The sequence below is a fragment of the Muricauda sp. SCSIO 64092 genome, assembly GCF_023016285.1.
Lineage (GTDB): Bacteria > Bacteroidota > Bacteroidia > Flavobacteriales > Flavobacteriaceae > Croceivirga.
In genome coordinates this window covers 3,802,753-3,819,626 of the sequence record NZ_CP095413.1, presented here as the reverse complement: position 1 = coordinate 3,819,626, position 16,874 = coordinate 3,802,753, and the positions used below count along the sequence as shown (strand labels likewise).

The window sequence follows — 16,874 nt, the reverse complement described above, 5'->3', positions numbered from 1 at the left end:
TTTATGAAATATGTCATAGTTTTTAAGATTTTGACAAACTTTTGGGTGTTGGTCCGCACAGCACTTTTCCATGGAATTGTTAAAAAAAATTGAGTTTCATCGAACTTTCCGAACCAAAGGTGCCATACATCGAATTTTTACAATATCGGCCTCTTAAATACCGTTCTCTACATCCCAATCTTAACGACATACCTACTTATGAGGAGGTTCTTCTACACGCTGGCCGTGGTTGGCTTCATTGCTGTTTGCAATTGTAGCCGTATCCCAGAAAACAATGATCCCGTTTTGGGTATCTGGGTACGAACGGATTTGAATGATGATATCGCTAAAAATACCGATTCCCCAATTAGCGAAGAGTGGATTTTTAATGACGTATACTTAGGGAGATACCACCAGTATTCCGAAAGTGAAGTTGTGTTTCTAACCGATTTTAGATGGGAGGTTGTGGACGACGTCTATACCATTTCGTATTCCCAAGGGGATCTGCCCCCGGTCAAAGTATCCTTAAAACAATCTTCGGACAACGAAATGCTCCAATTGGAGAGCGGTGAGGTCTTTGCCATCAGAAAATGATTTAATTGAAATGCTATATGGAAATAAAAAGTCCCAACACTGAGACCAGTACCGGGACTTTTTTTATTGATTAAGTTGTTATCCTTATCTAAACCCAAAGCTCATTCCAGCCGTAAAAGTGCTGAATTCGGAGATATTGTACTCGGCATTCAACCTAAAGAACCCCAATTTTATTTTGGTGCCTAAACTGGCCACAACGCCACTGGCGTCCTGTGATACCGAAAAGGGATCTTCATAAGTTTGTTGGAAGGGCCCGGAAGTAACCACATAGGTTCCGTTAAGATCAATATCCGATTGTCCGGTGATGTATCCGATACCCCCGTAAAAGTTAATTACGGGAATTTTACGCGTTGAAACCACGGCGCTAAAATTCCACGTCTTAATGGAGGCATCTATGCTTTGATTTTCCCCTTGTACGTCCAAAGACTCCGTAAAATCGTACTCACCACTTAGGTTGGTGTAACCAATAACCGCCGAAATGGCAACGGGCAATACTTTATCCGCTGGCAAAAGTTTGGTGAATTCATACTGGACTCCCGCACCAAACAAGCCAATTTCGGCATCGTCATCAAAATTGATTTTGGGAAGGAAACGTGCCTTCACCTCCAACCCTTTTATCAAGCCAACACTGGCCTGGATAAATCCGGACGGTATAAAATTAAAGTCTTCAGCGGCCAATCCGGAGGGCAATTCGAATTCTTCCCTTACCAAGCCCGTTTCGTCCTCAACAAACACAATAACGTTCTCTATATCACCCAAGGCCGTGGAAACCTCCCTGGCCTGTCCAGGATTGTCCACAAAATCCAGGTTGTCATATTCAGAAGGGTCCAATACAAATGCCTTTTTATCATTCTTATTGTTAAACCCAGTGATGTTACCGATAATGGAGATTTCAAATCCGCCTAAAGGTTTTGCATCTGCGGTGTTGTACCATCCATTGGAAATACTATAGATACCCGCTTCTTGAACCGGGGCCAAATAGGAATTTGCAAAACGTTCCGCATCCTCCACACCGGAAATAAACAGGTCATTAAGATCTTGTGCCTTTACCAAAGAAACGCAGGATATGGTCAATACCAATAGTACAAGCTTTTTCATTTTGTAAAATTTTTCTTTCCACTAAACTAAAAAACCCGGATGAGACATCCGGGTTTTTGTTGTGAATTCTTGGTTAACGTTTATTAACTACGCATCTATGTTGGCGTAAACTGCGTTCTTTTCAATAAATTCCCGTCTTGGAGGGACTTCATCTCCCATTAACATGGAGAAAATACGATCGGATTCCGTCGCATTTTCAATACTTACCTGTCTTAATGTCCTGAATTCCGGATTCATAGTAGTATCCCAGAGCTGTTCCGCATTCATTTCACCTAGACCTTTATAACGCTGAATACCGGCACCCCCCTTCATGGATTCCACAATTTCATCGCGTTCGGCATCGTTCCAGGCATAGCGTTTTTTGCTGCCTTTCTTGACCAAATACAGGGGAGGGGTTGCTATGTAGACATGCCCTCCTTCTATCAATTCCCGCATATAACGGAAGAAGAAGGTCAAAATTAGGGTCTCAATATGACTCCCATCCACATCTGCATCACACATGATCACCACCTTATGATAGCGTAATTTCTCAAGGTTCAGTGCTTTACTGTCTTCCTCCGTACCGATGGTTACCCCAAGTGCCGTATAGATATTCTTAATTTCTTCGTTCTCGAATACCTTGTGCTGCATGGCTTTTTCCACGTTCAAAATCTTTCCCCGCAAGGGAAGAATGGCCTGAAAATTCCTGTCCCGACCCATTTTCGCCGTACCTCCCGCGGAATCTCCCTCCACAAGGAACAATTCGCAGTTTTCCGGGTCTTGATCGGAGCAGTCCGACAGTTTACCGGGAAGTCCACCTCCGCCCATTGGATTTTTACGTTGGACCATTTCGCGGGCCTTGGCCGCGGCATGGCGGGCTTGCGCGGCAAGCTTTACCTTTTCAACGATTTGTTTGGCATCGTCGGGGTGTTCTTCCAAATAATCCGTCAACATCTCTGAAACGGCTTGACTCACGGCACTGGTCACCTCTCGGTTCCCAAGTTTGGTTTTCGTTTGGCCCTCAAATTGTGGCTCCGCAACTTTTACGGAAACAATGGCCGTTAGCCCTTCACGGAAGTCATCCCCCGAGATTTCAAATTTCAACTTGTCCAGGAGACCGGAATTGTCCGCATACTTTTTTAGGGTAGAGGTCAATCCCCTTCTAAACCCGGAAAGATGGGTCCCTCCCTCATGGGTATTGATGTTATTGACATAGCTATGAAGGTTTTCTGAAAAACCGGTATTGTAAATCATCGCCACCTCAACGGGAATTCCGTTCTTCTCCCCTTCCATTGCTATGACATTCTGGATCAATGGTACCCGGGTCTCATCCAAAAACTTGATGAATTCCTTTAGTCCTTCTTCGGAGTAAAAGGTTTCGGAAACAAATTCCCCCTTGTCATCGGTATTCCTTTTATCCGTAAGGTTAATGGTGACCCCTTTGTTCAAATAGGCCAATTCCCGCATACGATTGGCGAGGGTGTCATAATTATATTCCGTGGTTTGCGTAAAAATGGTCTTGTCCGGATGAAAGGTCACTATAGTCCCGTTCTTATCACTGTCTCCCACACTTTTTACGGGATACAATGTTTTTCCGCGCTCATATTCCTGCTCCCATACCTTACCTTCCCGGTGGACGGTGGCTTTTAAATGTTCCGAAAGGGCGTTGACACAGGATACCCCTACACCATGGAGACCACCGGAAACCTTATAGGAGTCCTTATCAAATTTTCCCCCTGCACCAATTTTGGTCATTACGACCTCAAGCGCCGAAACCCCTTCCTTTTTATGCAGTCCCACGGGAATACCACGACCATTGTCCTGTACGGTAATGGAATTGTCCTCATTAATGGTGACACTTATGGTATCACAATGACCACCCATGGCCTCGTCAATGGAGTTGTCCACGACTTCATATACCAAATGATGGAGCCCTCTTGTCCCAACATCGCCTATATACATGGAAGGTCGCATGCGAACGTGTTCCATGCCCTCCAATGCCTGAATACTATCAGCTGAATATTGGGGTGATTTTGTTTCTTCGCTCATAAATATTTGCTAGATTTTTTTCAAAAATTCAAATCCTACAAATATACGAAATACCCAGTAAAATTAAGGGGTAAGGGATAGTCGAAGTAGTGGAGTTATTAACAAAACCCTGTGGAAAAAAGTATCCTTTTAAACGGGCTCCAAAGGTGTTCATAATTTCCATAATCCATAAAAAAAAGAAGCACCAAATTGGTGCTTCTTCCCGACTAATTTAAAAAATGGCTCTCCTTTACAGGAAACCGAGGTTTCCCGAAATGAAAACAAAACTATTTTACATAGGCATCCTCATGGACCTGGGCAACAGCACGTCCAGAAGGATCGTTCATATTTTTAAAGGCCTCGTCCCATTCCAGGGCAATCTTGGTGCTACAGGCCACCGAAGGTTCCTGGGGCACACTCAATGCAGCCGCATCGGAAGGGAAATGTTCTTCAAATAGGGAGCGGTAGTAGTACTCTTCCTTGGTCGTTGGTGTTTGGATGGGAAACTTAAAATGGGCATTCTTCATTTGTTCATCGCTGATTTTTTCATCCACCAAAGCTTTTAAGGTATCTATCCAACTGTAACCGACCCCATCGGAAAACTGTTCTTTTTGACGCCACGCCACACTTTCCGGCAGGTAGTCCTCAAAAGCCTTGCGTACGGCCCATTTTTCCATACGCTCCGTAGTGATCATCTTATCCTTTGGATTGATGCGCATGGCCACATCCATAAATTCTTTGTCCAAAAAGGGAACACGGCCTTCAATTCCCCATGCAGCAAGGGATTTATTGGCCCTAAGACAATCGTACATATGGAGTTTGTCCAATTTACGAACGGTTTCCTCATGAAAATCCTTTGGGCTCGGTGCTTTGTGAAAATAGAGATATCCACCAAAAAGCTCATCGGCCCCTTCCCCTGAAAGTACCATTTTTATCCCCATGGATTTGATTACCCTGGCCATGAGGTACATTGGCGTTGAAGCCCTTATGGTGGTGATGTCGTAGGTTTCCAAATTGTAGATAACATCCCGTACGGCATCCAATCCTTCTTGGATGGTAAATTTTATTTCATGGTGGATGGTTCCTATATGATCTGCCACCTTTTGTGCGGCCGCCAAATCCGGAGAACCATCCAAACCTACGGAAAATGAATGCAACTGGGGCCACCAGGCTTCCGTGGTATCTCCCGATTCTATCCGCATTTGTGAATATTTCTTCGCAATGGCCGAGGTTACCGATGAATCCAAGCCTCCAGAAAGAAGCACACCATAAGGCACATCGGACATTAACTGTCGCTTCACCGCTGCTTCCAAGGCATCATGAAGTGCCTGGATACTGGTTTCATTCTCCTTCACTTCTTCATACGCCATCCAATCACGCTTATACCATTGTACAAATTCCCCTGTGGAGCTGTGCATATAGTGCCCTGGTGGAAAAAGTTCTATTTTGGAACAGGTACCTTCCAATGCCTTTAGTTCCGAAGCCACGTAAAACGTACCGTTCTTATCCCAGCCAATGTAAAGGGGAATGATTCCCATATGGTCACGGGCAATAAAATACTCATCCTTCTCGCTGTCATAAAGGGCAAAACCAAAGATTCCGTTCATTTCGTCCACAAAATCCACCCCTTTTTCCCGGTACAGCGCCAAAATAATTTCACAATCCGATTGTGTTTGGAATTTATATTTCGGTTTGGACCCATTTAGCCCATCGCCTTCAAATCGTTTCCTAAGTTCCCTATGGTTATAGATTTCCCCGTTGGCCGCCAACACCAATTTCCCATCCTCACTGAACAAGGGTTGTTTTCCGGAAGCAGGATCTACAATGGCCAATCGTTCATGGGCCAAAATAGCCTTTTCATCAGCATAAATACCACTCCAGTCCGGCCCGCGATGCCGCACTTTTTTGGACATTTCCAACAATTGTGGACGAAGTTTCCCTGAAGGCTCCTTTAAATCAAACGCACATACAATTCCACACATAACTTATTTTGTTAATTCCAATTATGATACAAATCTCCATTTATAATTTATGATATCAAACAAATAAACCCAAAATAGTTTTAGATTGAAACAATTAATCAAAAAAAATAATAAATATGAAATCTAAACCAATGAAAACGGAGGAAATCAAAGTTAATCTGAAAGCCTGCAAATTTTAACTCATTTTTAAAAAAGGGCAAGACTTATAAACTCTAGTTTTGGGAGTTGAAAAAATCCAAAACTTATGAAAAATCTATTTGCACTTACATTCTTTGCTCTGGCCTTGGTAACCACGGAAGCCACAGCACAAAAATTTAGCGGGTTGGACAAGAGTCCCGCGGACATTGCCGCTTTCCCATCCAGTTACAAGGAATCCAACAAAGCGGTCCGTGTCATTTACAGTCGTCCACAACTCAAGGGACGTGATATGGGTACTTTGGCCCCATCTGGCAAGGTATGGCGTACGGGAGCCAATGAAGCGGCTGAGATTACCTTTTACAAGGATGCCACTTTTGGTGGTGAAAAAGTAGCGGCTGGCACATATTCTTTATTTACAATTCCCGGTGATGGGGAATGGACCGTTATTTTGAACAAAAATCTAAACCAATGGGGAGCCTATTCCTATGACAATTCGGCCGATTTGGTTCGGGTTACTTCCAGTGTTTCCACTGGGGATGAGGCATTGGAAGCCTTTTCCATGGCATTTAAGGAAGTGGATGGCGGCGCCCATCTGATCATGGGCTGGGGAACCACCCGGGTTGCCACTCCAGTGATGTTCTAAAAAATCCCACCTCATAAACCCTTAAGCTCCTAAGCCTTTGGTTTAGGAGTTTTTTAATGCAATTAGGTGTCGTCTGGATTGTTGACTTAGCCAAAAAAAGCTATCTTTAAAATAAACAAAAAGAGGCATGAAAAAACTAAAACACGTCTATGTATTGGCAGTAATCGGCTTCTTTTTTTCCTGTACGGAAGATGATGTTCCTGATACAGCAGACCCAAATTTGTTTTTTGGGGTCTGGAAACTGGAAAGTTCCATTGTAAACGGAACTGCCCAAACCCTTACCGAATGTGATAAAGAAAGTACATTGATTTTGTACTGGTTTAGTGAAGCCGATCCCAATTACAATGCTGAAATCCATACCTACGAAGTCAATGAAAGTGGCGAATGTGTTGTAGTTCAACAAATTCTTAACGCATCCTGGAGGCCGGTAACCATCTTTAGCAGTGAAGGGGATGCTACTCCCCAAGTCCCCTTGAACTATACCACGGAAGACAATACCATAATTAGTTTGGAGCTCGGTGTTGAAAACGAATTATTGACCGTACAAGGCGAAATGTCTTTTGATGGTGAAATGGTATCCATAACCAAAACCTACAGACAACTTAGGCAACAACTATAAACACGGATTTTTTCCTTTGGGTTTTTTATGTTGTTGAGTATTTAAGCGCTTTATGACAGCTTCTACCCGTCACCCCTGCCCAAATAGGCTCGAATTGATGCAATTTGGCCGTTGGCATCAAATGTAATCACATCGACAACGTAAAGTTCTTCCACAGTATCTACGGTAATTTTCAATTCTGCGGCCACCGTATTTTCATTCCCGTAGGTTGAGAGTACCTCAATGGCTATGGAATCAGCGGCTTCAAAGTTCTTTTGCGTTTCTTCCAGGGCTTTCTGCTTTCCCTCCACCCGAATCTTCCAATCCCGCAATACGATGTTTTCAGAAAATAGTTCTGTAATGGCGTCCAAATCTTTTTCGGCATACTTTCTTAAATAGGTCAGGCACCTGTCCTTATTTGAGTTTTTCGTCATCTTAGGTTCGCAGCAGTTTTTAGATTCCACTTTTTATAAATTCAATAAAGCTGTTACCCAAATCTGTTATGAATACAGATGGTTTAACATATCTATCATCGTAAAGTATATAATCTTCAACTCCAAAGTCTCTTAAATCTCCATCGCTTGTCATTAAGCCCTTATTATAAAGGTCGATGCAATAATATTTGAATTCATATTTATCAACATTAACCTTTTTACCGTATTCATTATATTGCTTGAAGAAATTATCATAGGTTTCAATTTTATCGAGCAATTCTGGCGAATCGTCTATAAATCTTAGTATGACTACTTGGATAGGAGAAAAATCGACTAAAAAATTCATGAAAAGTCGATTCACACTTAAATCATAATCTTCTTTATTTATGCAGGAGTCAATAAACACATTTGCAAGTGATGCTCTTATTTGATTGTTTCTAATATTCAAAGAACTGCGCCAAAACTCCTTTAAGAAATCGTAAAAGTCATTGCTTTCTAAATATTCTTTATCGATTTTGTCCTTCTCAATGACTTTAAATTTTTCTTGAAGTATGGCGACAGTCTCGTTAATTCGTTTTTGTTGAATTCTATTCGGGACTTCAAATATTAGTTCGTTCATTACAGCACCAATAAACGGTATAGCTGAAATTGCACCCTTGATAACACCTAAATGTACTTCCTCCTCATTTGTAGATTCCTTCAATATTTCTATAGGTGATTTTTTGTAATTCTGTTTCATATCTTATTCGATGGATTGCTGTTAACAGTCTAGGTCATAATCTGGATTTGTCACAAAACCACAATGAATCTTTGTCCCTATGGCTCATAGTCTTTTTAGCACAAGGGCAATGTTTTTCCTGTGGATTTTCATTAAAAAGTCAAAATATTGGCCCATTTTAAAAGATACAGTATCAAAACTGTACTTGTAGCGCTAACGAAAATTGAACTTTGCCAGAAATAAACTTTGTTTCCCCAAATCTTTAACCATTTCTTACCGAACTCCTTTTTGATCTAACCTTTAAGGCTTTTGTAGTAAAGAAAATTTAGTAGTAAAAAAATTACTATAGCCATTATTAGTATCCAGGTTTTCTCCATACATCGAATTTTCAATAGTTATGTTGGTGGATTATTACCAACAATATCGCCATGATTCATTCTTGCCTCCTATCGGTAACCAAAGGAAGCCTTTGGATTCCAAACTGCGCCCATGTACACAGTGGAAGCAAGTAAAAGCCCTTGCCCGTTGATAAGCCTGAAGTTAGCAAATTGCAGCTACTTGCTTGCCAATTATGTTCGGAAATTATGGCCTCTGGCACTATTTCTATTTTTTGCTCACTTCGGAAAAACCGCACTTTTACCGTATTTATCCTTTAGGCTGCTAAATTCAGTGAAATAAATATTTGTTCGGACACTTCTCAAACTATCACTACTGGAGAAATACAGCCTATTTTCGCCCTCCCGCAATTCTGGATAAAGATCGCTCCCTGTCGTATTTATCTCCTGAATATTTTGGGGTAAAGACCATTTGCCATTTAGCTTGAAACTTATATAGAGATCCCCATAAAAAGAGCGGTTCTGTGCTCTTTCGGAAGCTTCAAAAATGATCATATTGCCTTCCTTGTTCACTTCCAGGTTCCATTCCCCTTTTTCCGTATTGAACGACTTCCCCAAATTGATGGGAGCACTATACCCATTGGTTGTCTTTTTAACCACGTACAGGTCGCCTTGGCCGTATCCTCCTTTACGGTCGGACGCAAAATATAGATTGCCGTAGCCATCGATCCGTAGGCAATACTCATTTGCCGAGGAATTGATGGGACTGTCCAGCCTCATGGGGGTTCCCCATTTGTCATTTTCATCCCTTTCCACTTTCCATATATCCTGAGAAGTGTGTTGCCCATTGGCTGAAGGTCTTTGGGAAATAAAATATAGCGTCCTTCCCTTATTGGTGATATGGGGGGCACTATCATCATATTGACCGGAAAAGGACGCCAATTTCGGCTTCGACCATTTTTGGTCCGTTTTGACCGAATAATGGATGGCACTCCTCATCCCACCCTTTCCCCATTGATCATTACTTTTCGAGAAGTATATTTCCGAACCTGAAGGCGAAAAGCTTGGTGCATATTCTATGGAATCGGTGGATATGTTTTTCGGTTCGAAAATCGTGGGTTTCAATTGTGCCGATGTCCTTTGACAGCTAAGCAAAAGGGATACCAGCATACCTAAAAGTAGTATGGGGAACGAATGGGTCATAACCGGTACCTTTTTCATGTATTCTTGAATTTCTGGTGTTACAACGGTCTCAAATAACCGATGGTTCTGTCTTTTCCGGAATGAAGGCGGTCGCATCCATGTGTTCGGTTTTCATCTTGCCGCTAGCGATTGTTGTGTGCCGGCATTTTGTTTTTGAGTTTAATTTTTCGCTTTCTTATGGTTAATCTCTTTATAGTAAAATAGTTCAGGGTCTCCTTCATCCAAACCGTTTACTTCACCTGCAAAAGAAAAACCAACCTTACCCAATGCTTTTTGCATTTGAATATTGGAACTATTGGTTGAAGTAAACACCTTATCTGTCTTACTTTGTTGGCATATAAGGTCAATCGCTTGTCCACCTATTCCTTTTCCTCTATGTTTTTCCCCTACAATAATGAGTTCTATCCATCCCAGACCAAAGAAACGATAATCAAATATGACAAAACCAATTACACTGTTATCTGCCAAGATGATAAAGCACTCCTTATCGATTATTGCTTTTGTTATCTTTTCCGCTCTCTTTAGTTGGATATGCTCAACTTTATCCAGGTTATAATCAAAGTCAATGACTAATGCCCTGTCTTTTATGGTTGCCTTTCTTAAACTAATGGTTTCCATATCCATTGGTGCCTTTTGATTTGGTTACTTACTCATAAAAATGTCGAACTATGGACGCTTTACACCCTATTGACAATGCCGTTTTGGCTTGCACACAATGGTCTCGGCCATGATTTCTGGCCTCCAACGAGTATTGGCACGAGGAAGGCACAAAAGGAAATCATTGGATTTCTGGCCAAATCACCTACCTTCCGGCAGACAGGAATCGAGCCATTGAAGGCTTCTAACTTTGAAGTTAATGAATTGCAGTTACTTGACCGCCAATTACATCGGTTAATTATAGCCCTTATTAGCGGTAGTTTTTAAACTTTTGTTCCGCTTGGATAAAGTAGTTTAAAACAGTTTGGGAATCAGCGCCTGGCATATTACCAAATCCACACCTGCACTATGTATTGTGTTGGCGGTTCGGTTTTTAGGGTTTAGCTAATCGATACGTATAAGATCCAATTCCCTTACGGGCTGAGATTACGATTTCAGAATTCCTTTCCCCAATGTTATACTCCCCATCCAAAATCAGATTCCAATCAAAATTGGCAAACCATCCATTCTCATCGTTAAAGGCGATTTTGGTTCCGTTCATTTCATATGTCCCACTTCCTCCTGCGGGAATAAAGTTTTCTCCATTTGAGCACGTAAAAGTTCCATTTTCAAATTCGATGGTGACTTCATTTGTAAGCACCAATTGGTCATAGAAAATCGGATCTTCGGAATATTCCACAGTAAAAACTCCAGTATAACTACCTTCCAATTCCGATGTTAATTCCGACAGGGAAGATTCGTCGTCATTGTCGCAGCTAACAGCACCTAGGAATAGCAATCCGAGAATGAAAAGCCGTATTCCAATTTTAAAACTCTGTCTCATATTCATAGCACTATATATATTGATCTTATAGGAAACGATTTATTTGGATGGATCAAACATCCAAATTAAGGTTGTCTTTCCCTTAAGATGTGCAAAGTGGTCATAGGGTTGCTTTAAATAGGTACGAGTTTGCTATTTGATTTTTTTAAACTGACGGCCAACCGCCTTGTTGGCGTTGGTTTTATGGTTTTGGTCTTACTTTATCAATAACTTCCGTGCTCACCCAATAAAAGTTGGATAATCCTCCTTCTTCGTTATATCTACTAAAGAACAAATACTTTCCATCGGGTGTAATGCTCGGAACGGTTTCTGAAAAGGGGGAGTTTACTTCCTTCCCAAGATCAATGGGTTTTGACCATGTCCCGTCTTTCCCTTTAAAGTACACATAAAGGTCGTTATCCTTTCGCGATTCCTCTTCTTTGTTTCTCGCATTTACGACCAGGTAATCCTGCGAAGGTGAGATGAAACCCTGAATGCCAAATTCAATATTCATCTCTTTTACTTCCGAAAACCCAGAATTTACGTTGGGGGTATAAAACATTTTACGCTTGGCAATATTGGTATAATAAAAATCTCCGCTTTTTCCTTGGTTTAAGTTAAATACTCGATCCCCATTTATGGGCGTTTCTAGTTTTTTTGCACTACTCCAAGAGTCCTTGGTACGGGTTACATACCAAATTTTTGTATTTCTCGATTCGGCGTTATAGGCTGTAAAGTATATTTTATCTTCAGTCAAACTGACAAATGGCTTCATTTCAGTGTCTTTTTCCCCTTTTGTGAAATCTGCCTTTTTGATGGGTGACCACTTTTTATCTTTGAGTCTTGAGTAATGAATAACTGTGGTTTCATCTACTTCCTTGGCTGAAAAATACACTTCATTGAGATTGGGAGCGAACGAAATTCCAAACTCATATCGCCCTTCAATGGAAACGAGACCTGGCGCAAATAGTTCAGGAAGTAAACCCGGCGGTTTTTGCCCAAAATAGAGGCCCTCCTGGGTTGAAGAGCCATGCTCTTTTTCAGTCGAATTTTCTGTTTTACAAGCATTTATACATAGTACAAACACCAATACCGAGCATGTAATGATGGGATTTTTCAATGTTAGGTTTGTTTTAATTACCGCCAACTTATTTATATCGCTATAAAATACATTGCTAATCGCCCGATGGAGGTCAAAACAGGTAATTGGTATTTGTTTGTTTGCCTATTTCACTTGCTCCCCACCCAAAAAAACCTGTTCCGCCTTAAGATTTGGAATGGCTTTATGGGGAATGGTCATCATGTCCTCGCTAAGAATCACAAAATCGGCTTGTTTTCCGACTTCGATACTCCCCTTTTCATTTTCCTCAAAATTGGAATAGGCCGCCCAAAGCGTCATCCCTTTCAGGGTCTCTTCCCGGGATAGTGCATCCTTCATCTGGAAGCCACCTTCGGGATAGTCATCCAAATCCTGTCGGGCCACAGCAGCATAAAAGGTTAAAAATGGACTTACCTGCTCCACGGGAAAGTCGGTTCCCAGGGCCACTATTCCGGCCTTGTCCAATAAGGTCTTAAAGGCATAGGCTCCCTGTACCCGTTCTTCACCCAGGCGATCTTCGGCCCAATACATATCACTGGTGGCGTGGGTCGGCTGTACGGACGGAATGATTCCTTTTTCAAAATAATCGAAATCGGATGGGGAAACCACCTGGGCATGTTCCACCTTCCATCTTCGGTCCGGTTTTCCCTCCAATGCCTTTTCATAGGCCCGTAAAATCACAATATTGGCGGAATCCCCAATGGCGTGGGTGTTCATTTGGTATTCCGTAGCCGCAATACGCTCCGCCAGTTCCCCAATCTTGTCCACTGGGGTAATCATAGCGCCAAAATGCCCCGGTTTATCCGAGTAGGGCTCTTTTAAGGCCGCACCCCGCGAACCCAAGGCACCATCTCCATATACCTTTATGGACCGAACATTCAATCGGTCCGTTTTAAGGATGCCCTTGCTCAAATAATGGTCCAGGTTTTCGGGTGTATTACTGACCATCGCATACATGCGGATCTTTAACGCCCCAGCTTGTTGCAGGCTGTCAATCAATTCAATGGTAGCGCGGGGCAACCCGGCATCATTCACCGTGGTCAAACCATAATCAAAACAAATGGCTTCCGCATCTTTTAACGCCTGGATTTGGGTGGCCTTACTGGGCCTTGGAATTACCGCATCCACCATCCACATGGGATTGTCCACCAAAACTCCAGTAGGTTCGCCCTGATCATCCTTTACAATCTCCCCGCCGTCCACTTGGGTACTTCCGGTAATTCCGGCCATGTCCAACGCTTTTTGGTTTACCAGGTAGGCATGGCCATCCACCCGTTCCAGGGCAACCGGGGTATCGGGAAACAATGCATCCAAAGCTTCTTTGGTTGGAAACTTCTTAACCTCCCAATCATTTTGGTCCCAACCCCTACCCTGAATAAAATTGGAGGGTTTTTCCTTTTGAAAGGCACTTACCTTATCGAGCACTTCCTGATAGCTTTTGGTTCCCCTTAAATTTACTACCTGTTGATTCATGCCCAGACCATAAAAATGACAATGGGCATCGATCAGTCCAGGAACAATGGTTTTCCCCCCGGCATCCAATACCGAAGTGCTTTCAAAGGCAGCGGCTATTTCCCCATCCGTAGCAACTGCAACGAATTCCCCATCTTTAATGGCCAGGGCCGTGGCTTTGGAAAAGGTGGAATCCACGGTATAGATATTGGCATTGGTGACGATCAAATCCACCATTTTCTTTTTTTGACAGGAAAATGCGCTTATTAAGAGGAGGGGTAATACATATTGATATCTCATCGGATTTGGCTTTTCCCAAAAATAAGGAATAAAAAACCCCAAGAAAATAGCTCTTGGGGTTCTGGTCTTATTCGTCTTGAAAACGGTTATTGGTCATCAAACTTGGTCATCACAAATTCCACACTGCGATTGGCCAAATGTCCTTGCTTTATTTTTCCGTTTCGCAGGGGTTTGGAATCCCCTACGCCTTCCCATACGATCCTATCATCCGCAATCCCCAATTTTTTGAGGTAAAGGGCAACGGCCCTAGCCCGTAAGGAGGAGACAAATTTATTGTATTCGGGAGTGCCCGCGTCATTGGAATGCCCGGTAATTTTTAATTGTACTTCTGCATTTTCCTTCAGGTACTTGAAAATTTTCTTGACACTGGCCATGGCGGATTCATCCAGTTCATACCCTTTTGGTTCAAAGGGATTGTGTTCCAGAACATAAATTTTATCCTTTTCATAATTGACCCTGGGCAATTCCTCCAATTGAAAATCATCGATAAAATAATAGGAAAAATCACTGGGTATTACCGCCCTATCCTGTTTTACCAGTTTGGTATTGGTATTGTTTTGAAAATTGCCCACGAGAATATGGCTTTCATAACCTTTGGCCTCAAATTCGCCCGTTAGTGTAATCCATTCCTCTGCATTGGCCAGGGACTTATCCGCTTTTAGGGCCACCTCATGAAACTCCAGACCTTCCTGTAAATCCAGGCGTTCATGGGTCAATGTGGCGCTATTGGGCAAACGTAATCTGCCATTGGTAAGTATTACGGACATGTTTTTCAAGGCCAGTGTGGATGCTTCGGCCAAACTTACCTTAAATGCTATTTTATAGGGGAACTTCTCCCGTAAGGTCCTTTGCGTTCCCAATTGAACATATTCACGATAATTGTTCAAGGCATAGAAATACAAACCCAAATATCCAGCACCTTCGGCAGCAGCTTGATTTCCCTTAAAATTGGAGGGAATACCAAAATCCTTGGAGCTGCATTGGTTGAAATAGTCCCCAGAACTGGAAGTTGGCTGGGAAACGTCCTGCAACAAAGCGGCTAAACTTGTAAAATTGGAAGGGCATGTAGCATAGTCTTCAAACCCGGGGTTCAAAATAAGGTTCTGTCCCAAGATGGAACCACCGATCAATAAACAAAAAATTGTGAGTACGCGAGAGTAGATGTGTGTCATAGGGTCATGATTTGGGTTCTCGCTAGGGTTTTAAACGCATTTTTGGGGGCTTTAGTATGCTATTTCAACTATTTTACGGATATCGAAATCCCGAAACACGGCATACTAAAATTGGTTTTTTTTCGTTCTTGTAGTCCAAATCTTGCTGTAATGCGCATTTTGACCATTGTGCTATTATTGGCTTTTGCCCCAATATCTGGTCAGGCCCAACAAACGATTACAGGAAAAATCGTTGACGAACTTGGGCTACCCATCTATTTGGCCTCCGTGACTTTGGAATCTTCAAAGAATGTGGTCCATACGGACTATGACGGGAATTTCTCCCTTACCAGTGAACAAGATTTTCATTGGAAAATCAGTATTAGTTCCGCGGGTTATAAAACAGAATCCTTTTTTGTGCTGAGTCACGGTAATGCCGGGGAAATTATTTTGGAATATGGGGATGAACTCAGGGAGTTATTGATCAATGAGGAACTCCCACCGCAAAGCTCCGATAAACAGGAAGGTAGTCATTGATTTTGGGATACTCCAGCTTTTACTGGTCCTCAAAATCGGTAATCACAAAGTCCACCCGCCTGTTCTGTAAGCGTGCCTCTTCGGTAAATTTTGGAATCAAAGGCTTTCGATTGCCATGTCCCGCCCAAACAATACGCTCGTTGGGAAACCCCAGTTCAACTAAATAGGTCGCTACGGATTTCGCCCTTTTGTGCGATAAAAATTCGTTATGGCCTTCGGAACCCATATCATCCGTATGACCATTGATGGTAATCTTTATCTTGGGAATGGTTTTTATTCTTTTGTACAACTCACGGATCTTTTCCTTGGCAATTCCTGAAAGCTCGTAACTGTCCGTATCAAACCGCACTCCATCGATTACATAGGCCTCACCCATTTGATACGCTTCTTGGGCATCCTTTAGCAAGGTTACTTCATCAATATAATAATAGGCAAACTCCTTTGAGCCATTTCGATATTCATTGGTCTTCCTCTTGATGGTCAATTGGTCGTTTCGGAAATTTCCCAATATAATACCCCGTTCAAAGCCTTTTGCCTTAAACCTGACCTTTACCTCCACCCAGTCGTCAACATTGATATAACTGCCCGTCCAAGTGAGTTTTTGAAACGAGTATTTACTTCCCTCATGTTTCACAAGTCGATTTTTGGATAGGTTCTTTGACGTACCCAAAGCAATGGGGCCATCTGTGAAGAGCACATTTAGAGAAGGCGTCGATACTGTGGAAGTCTCTGCAAGCGATACAAAAAATCGTAAGTTATAATACGTACCCTTTTCCAAAGTGGTATCCAGTGAAAACTGGATATACTCGCGATAGTTGTTCGGTGAGAATAGGTAAAGTCCGGCATAGGCCTTACCGAACTGCGCTTTTTGGCTTCCCCTGAAATTCCTTGGCACGGCAACTTTCCCCGAAGAGCAGGTACTGAAAATATCCGTCGTTCCAGCGGTTGGTGAGCTTAGGTGCACACCATTCCTGGCCAAACTGCTTACCCCTTCGGGGCATTCGGTCAACAGCTCAAACCCACCATTTTTGACCAAATTCTGGGAAAAAATTAGGGTGGACTGACCTAGGCAACTAAAAAGAAGAACAACTAAGATTTGGGACCTCAACATGCCATCATTTCTTATATAACTCTATTAATCAGCGGT

General features: G+C 42.4%; 16 protein-coding genes. 4 read left to right on the top strand and 12 right to left on the bottom strand.

Annotated features, from left to right (window positions below):
• Nucleotides 1-198 precede the first annotated feature (198 nt).
• A complete protein-coding gene (locus L0P88_RS15895) occupies nt 199-573 on the top strand; it encodes a hypothetical protein (protein ID WP_247130916.1) in 375 nt (124 codons plus the stop codon).
• A gap of 84 nt (nt 574-657) precedes the next feature.
• Here L0P88_RS15895 and L0P88_RS15890 read toward each other — a convergent pair whose 3' ends face one another.
• The 3 genes from L0P88_RS15890 to asnB form a co-directional block, all read right to left on the bottom strand.
• Nucleotides 658-1,671: a DUF6588 family protein gene (locus L0P88_RS15890; RefSeq protein ID WP_247130915.1), complete on the bottom strand. Its 1,014-nt coding sequence runs from the start codon at nt 1,669-1,671 to the stop codon at nt 658-660.
• A gap of 87 nt (nt 1,672-1,758) precedes the next feature.
• Nucleotides 1,759-3,699, bottom strand: a complete 1,941-nt coding sequence (gene gyrB / locus L0P88_RS15885) for a DNA topoisomerase (ATP-hydrolyzing) subunit B (protein WP_247130914.1) — start codon at nt 3,697-3,699, stop codon at nt 1,759-1,761.
• A 266-nt stretch (nt 3,700-3,965) separates the two neighbouring features.
• Nucleotides 3,966-5,660 carry an asparagine synthase B gene (gene asnB / locus L0P88_RS15880; protein ID WP_247130913.1) on the bottom strand — a complete coding sequence of 565 codons (1,695 nt, stop codon included), beginning with the start codon at nt 5,658-5,660 and terminating at the stop codon, nt 3,966-3,968.
• Between the two features lie 244 nt (nt 5,661-5,904).
• On the opposite strand from asnB, the gene L0P88_RS15875 reads away from it, so the two are divergent.
• Nucleotides 5,905-6,441: a DUF2911 domain-containing protein gene (locus L0P88_RS15875; protein ID WP_158779767.1), complete on the top strand. Its 537-nt coding sequence runs from the start codon at nt 5,905-5,907 to the stop codon at nt 6,439-6,441.
• A 127-nt stretch (nt 6,442-6,568) separates the two neighbouring features.
• On the top strand, nt 6,569-7,060 hold the full coding sequence (locus L0P88_RS15870; protein WP_247130912.1) for a hypothetical protein: 492 nt from the start codon (nt 6,569-6,571) through the stop codon (nt 7,058-7,060).
• Between the two features lie 62 nt (nt 7,061-7,122).
• On the opposite strand, the gene L0P88_RS15865 is transcribed toward L0P88_RS15870, so the two are convergent.
• The 8 genes from L0P88_RS15865 to L0P88_RS15830 form a co-directional block, all read right to left on the bottom strand.
• A complete protein-coding gene (locus L0P88_RS15865; RefSeq protein WP_247130911.1) occupies nt 7,123-7,473 on the bottom strand; it encodes a nuclear transport factor 2 family protein in 351 nt (116 codons plus the stop codon).
• Between the two features lie 19 nt (nt 7,474-7,492).
• On the bottom strand, nt 7,493-8,212 hold the full coding sequence (locus tag L0P88_RS15860) for a hypothetical protein (protein WP_247130910.1): 720 nt from the start codon (nt 8,210-8,212) through the stop codon (nt 7,493-7,495).
• Between the two features lie 593 nt (nt 8,213-8,805).
• Nucleotides 8,806-9,747, bottom strand: a complete 942-nt coding sequence (locus tag L0P88_RS15855; RefSeq protein ID WP_247130909.1) for a TolB family protein — start codon at nt 9,745-9,747, stop codon at nt 8,806-8,808.
• A 141-nt stretch (nt 9,748-9,888) separates the two neighbouring features.
• The gene (locus L0P88_RS15850; protein ID WP_247130908.1) at nt 9,889-10,353 is read right to left on the bottom strand and encodes a GNAT family N-acetyltransferase; all 465 of its coding nucleotides are present in this window, start codon (nt 10,351-10,353) and stop codon (nt 9,889-9,891) included.
• A gap of 406 nt (nt 10,354-10,759) precedes the next feature.
• Entirely contained in the window at nt 10,760-11,215 is a 456-nt protein-coding gene (locus tag L0P88_RS15845) for a hypothetical protein (protein ID WP_247130907.1), read from the bottom strand.
• Between the two features lie 175 nt (nt 11,216-11,390).
• Complete coding sequence (locus L0P88_RS15840; RefSeq protein WP_247130906.1) at nt 11,391-12,308, bottom strand: hypothetical protein; 918 nt, start codon at nt 12,306-12,308, stop codon at nt 11,391-11,393.
• Between the two features lie 105 nt (nt 12,309-12,413).
• Nucleotides 12,414-14,039: an amidohydrolase gene (locus L0P88_RS15835; protein WP_247130905.1), complete on the bottom strand. Its 1,626-nt coding sequence runs from the start codon at nt 14,037-14,039 to the stop codon at nt 12,414-12,416.
• Nucleotides 14,040-14,125: 86 nt separating this feature from the next.
• Nucleotides 14,126-15,211 carry an OmpA family protein gene (locus tag L0P88_RS15830; RefSeq protein WP_247130904.1) on the bottom strand — a complete coding sequence of 362 codons (1,086 nt, stop codon included), beginning with the start codon at nt 15,209-15,211 and terminating at the stop codon, nt 14,126-14,128.
• Nucleotides 15,212-15,361: 150 nt separating this feature from the next.
• Here L0P88_RS15830 and L0P88_RS15825 point away from each other — a divergent pair, with 150 nt between their 5' ends.
• Complete coding sequence (locus L0P88_RS15825) at nt 15,362-15,727, top strand: carboxypeptidase-like regulatory domain-containing protein (RefSeq protein ID WP_247130903.1); 366 nt, start codon at nt 15,362-15,364, stop codon at nt 15,725-15,727.
• 19 nt (nt 15,728-15,746) lie between these two features.
• Here the strand turns inward: L0P88_RS15825 and L0P88_RS15820 are convergent, their stop codons facing one another.
• Nucleotides 15,747-16,838, bottom strand: a complete 1,092-nt coding sequence (locus tag L0P88_RS15820; RefSeq protein ID WP_247130902.1) for an OmpA family protein — start codon at nt 16,836-16,838, stop codon at nt 15,747-15,749.
• Nucleotides 16,839-16,874: the final 36 nt, after the last annotated feature.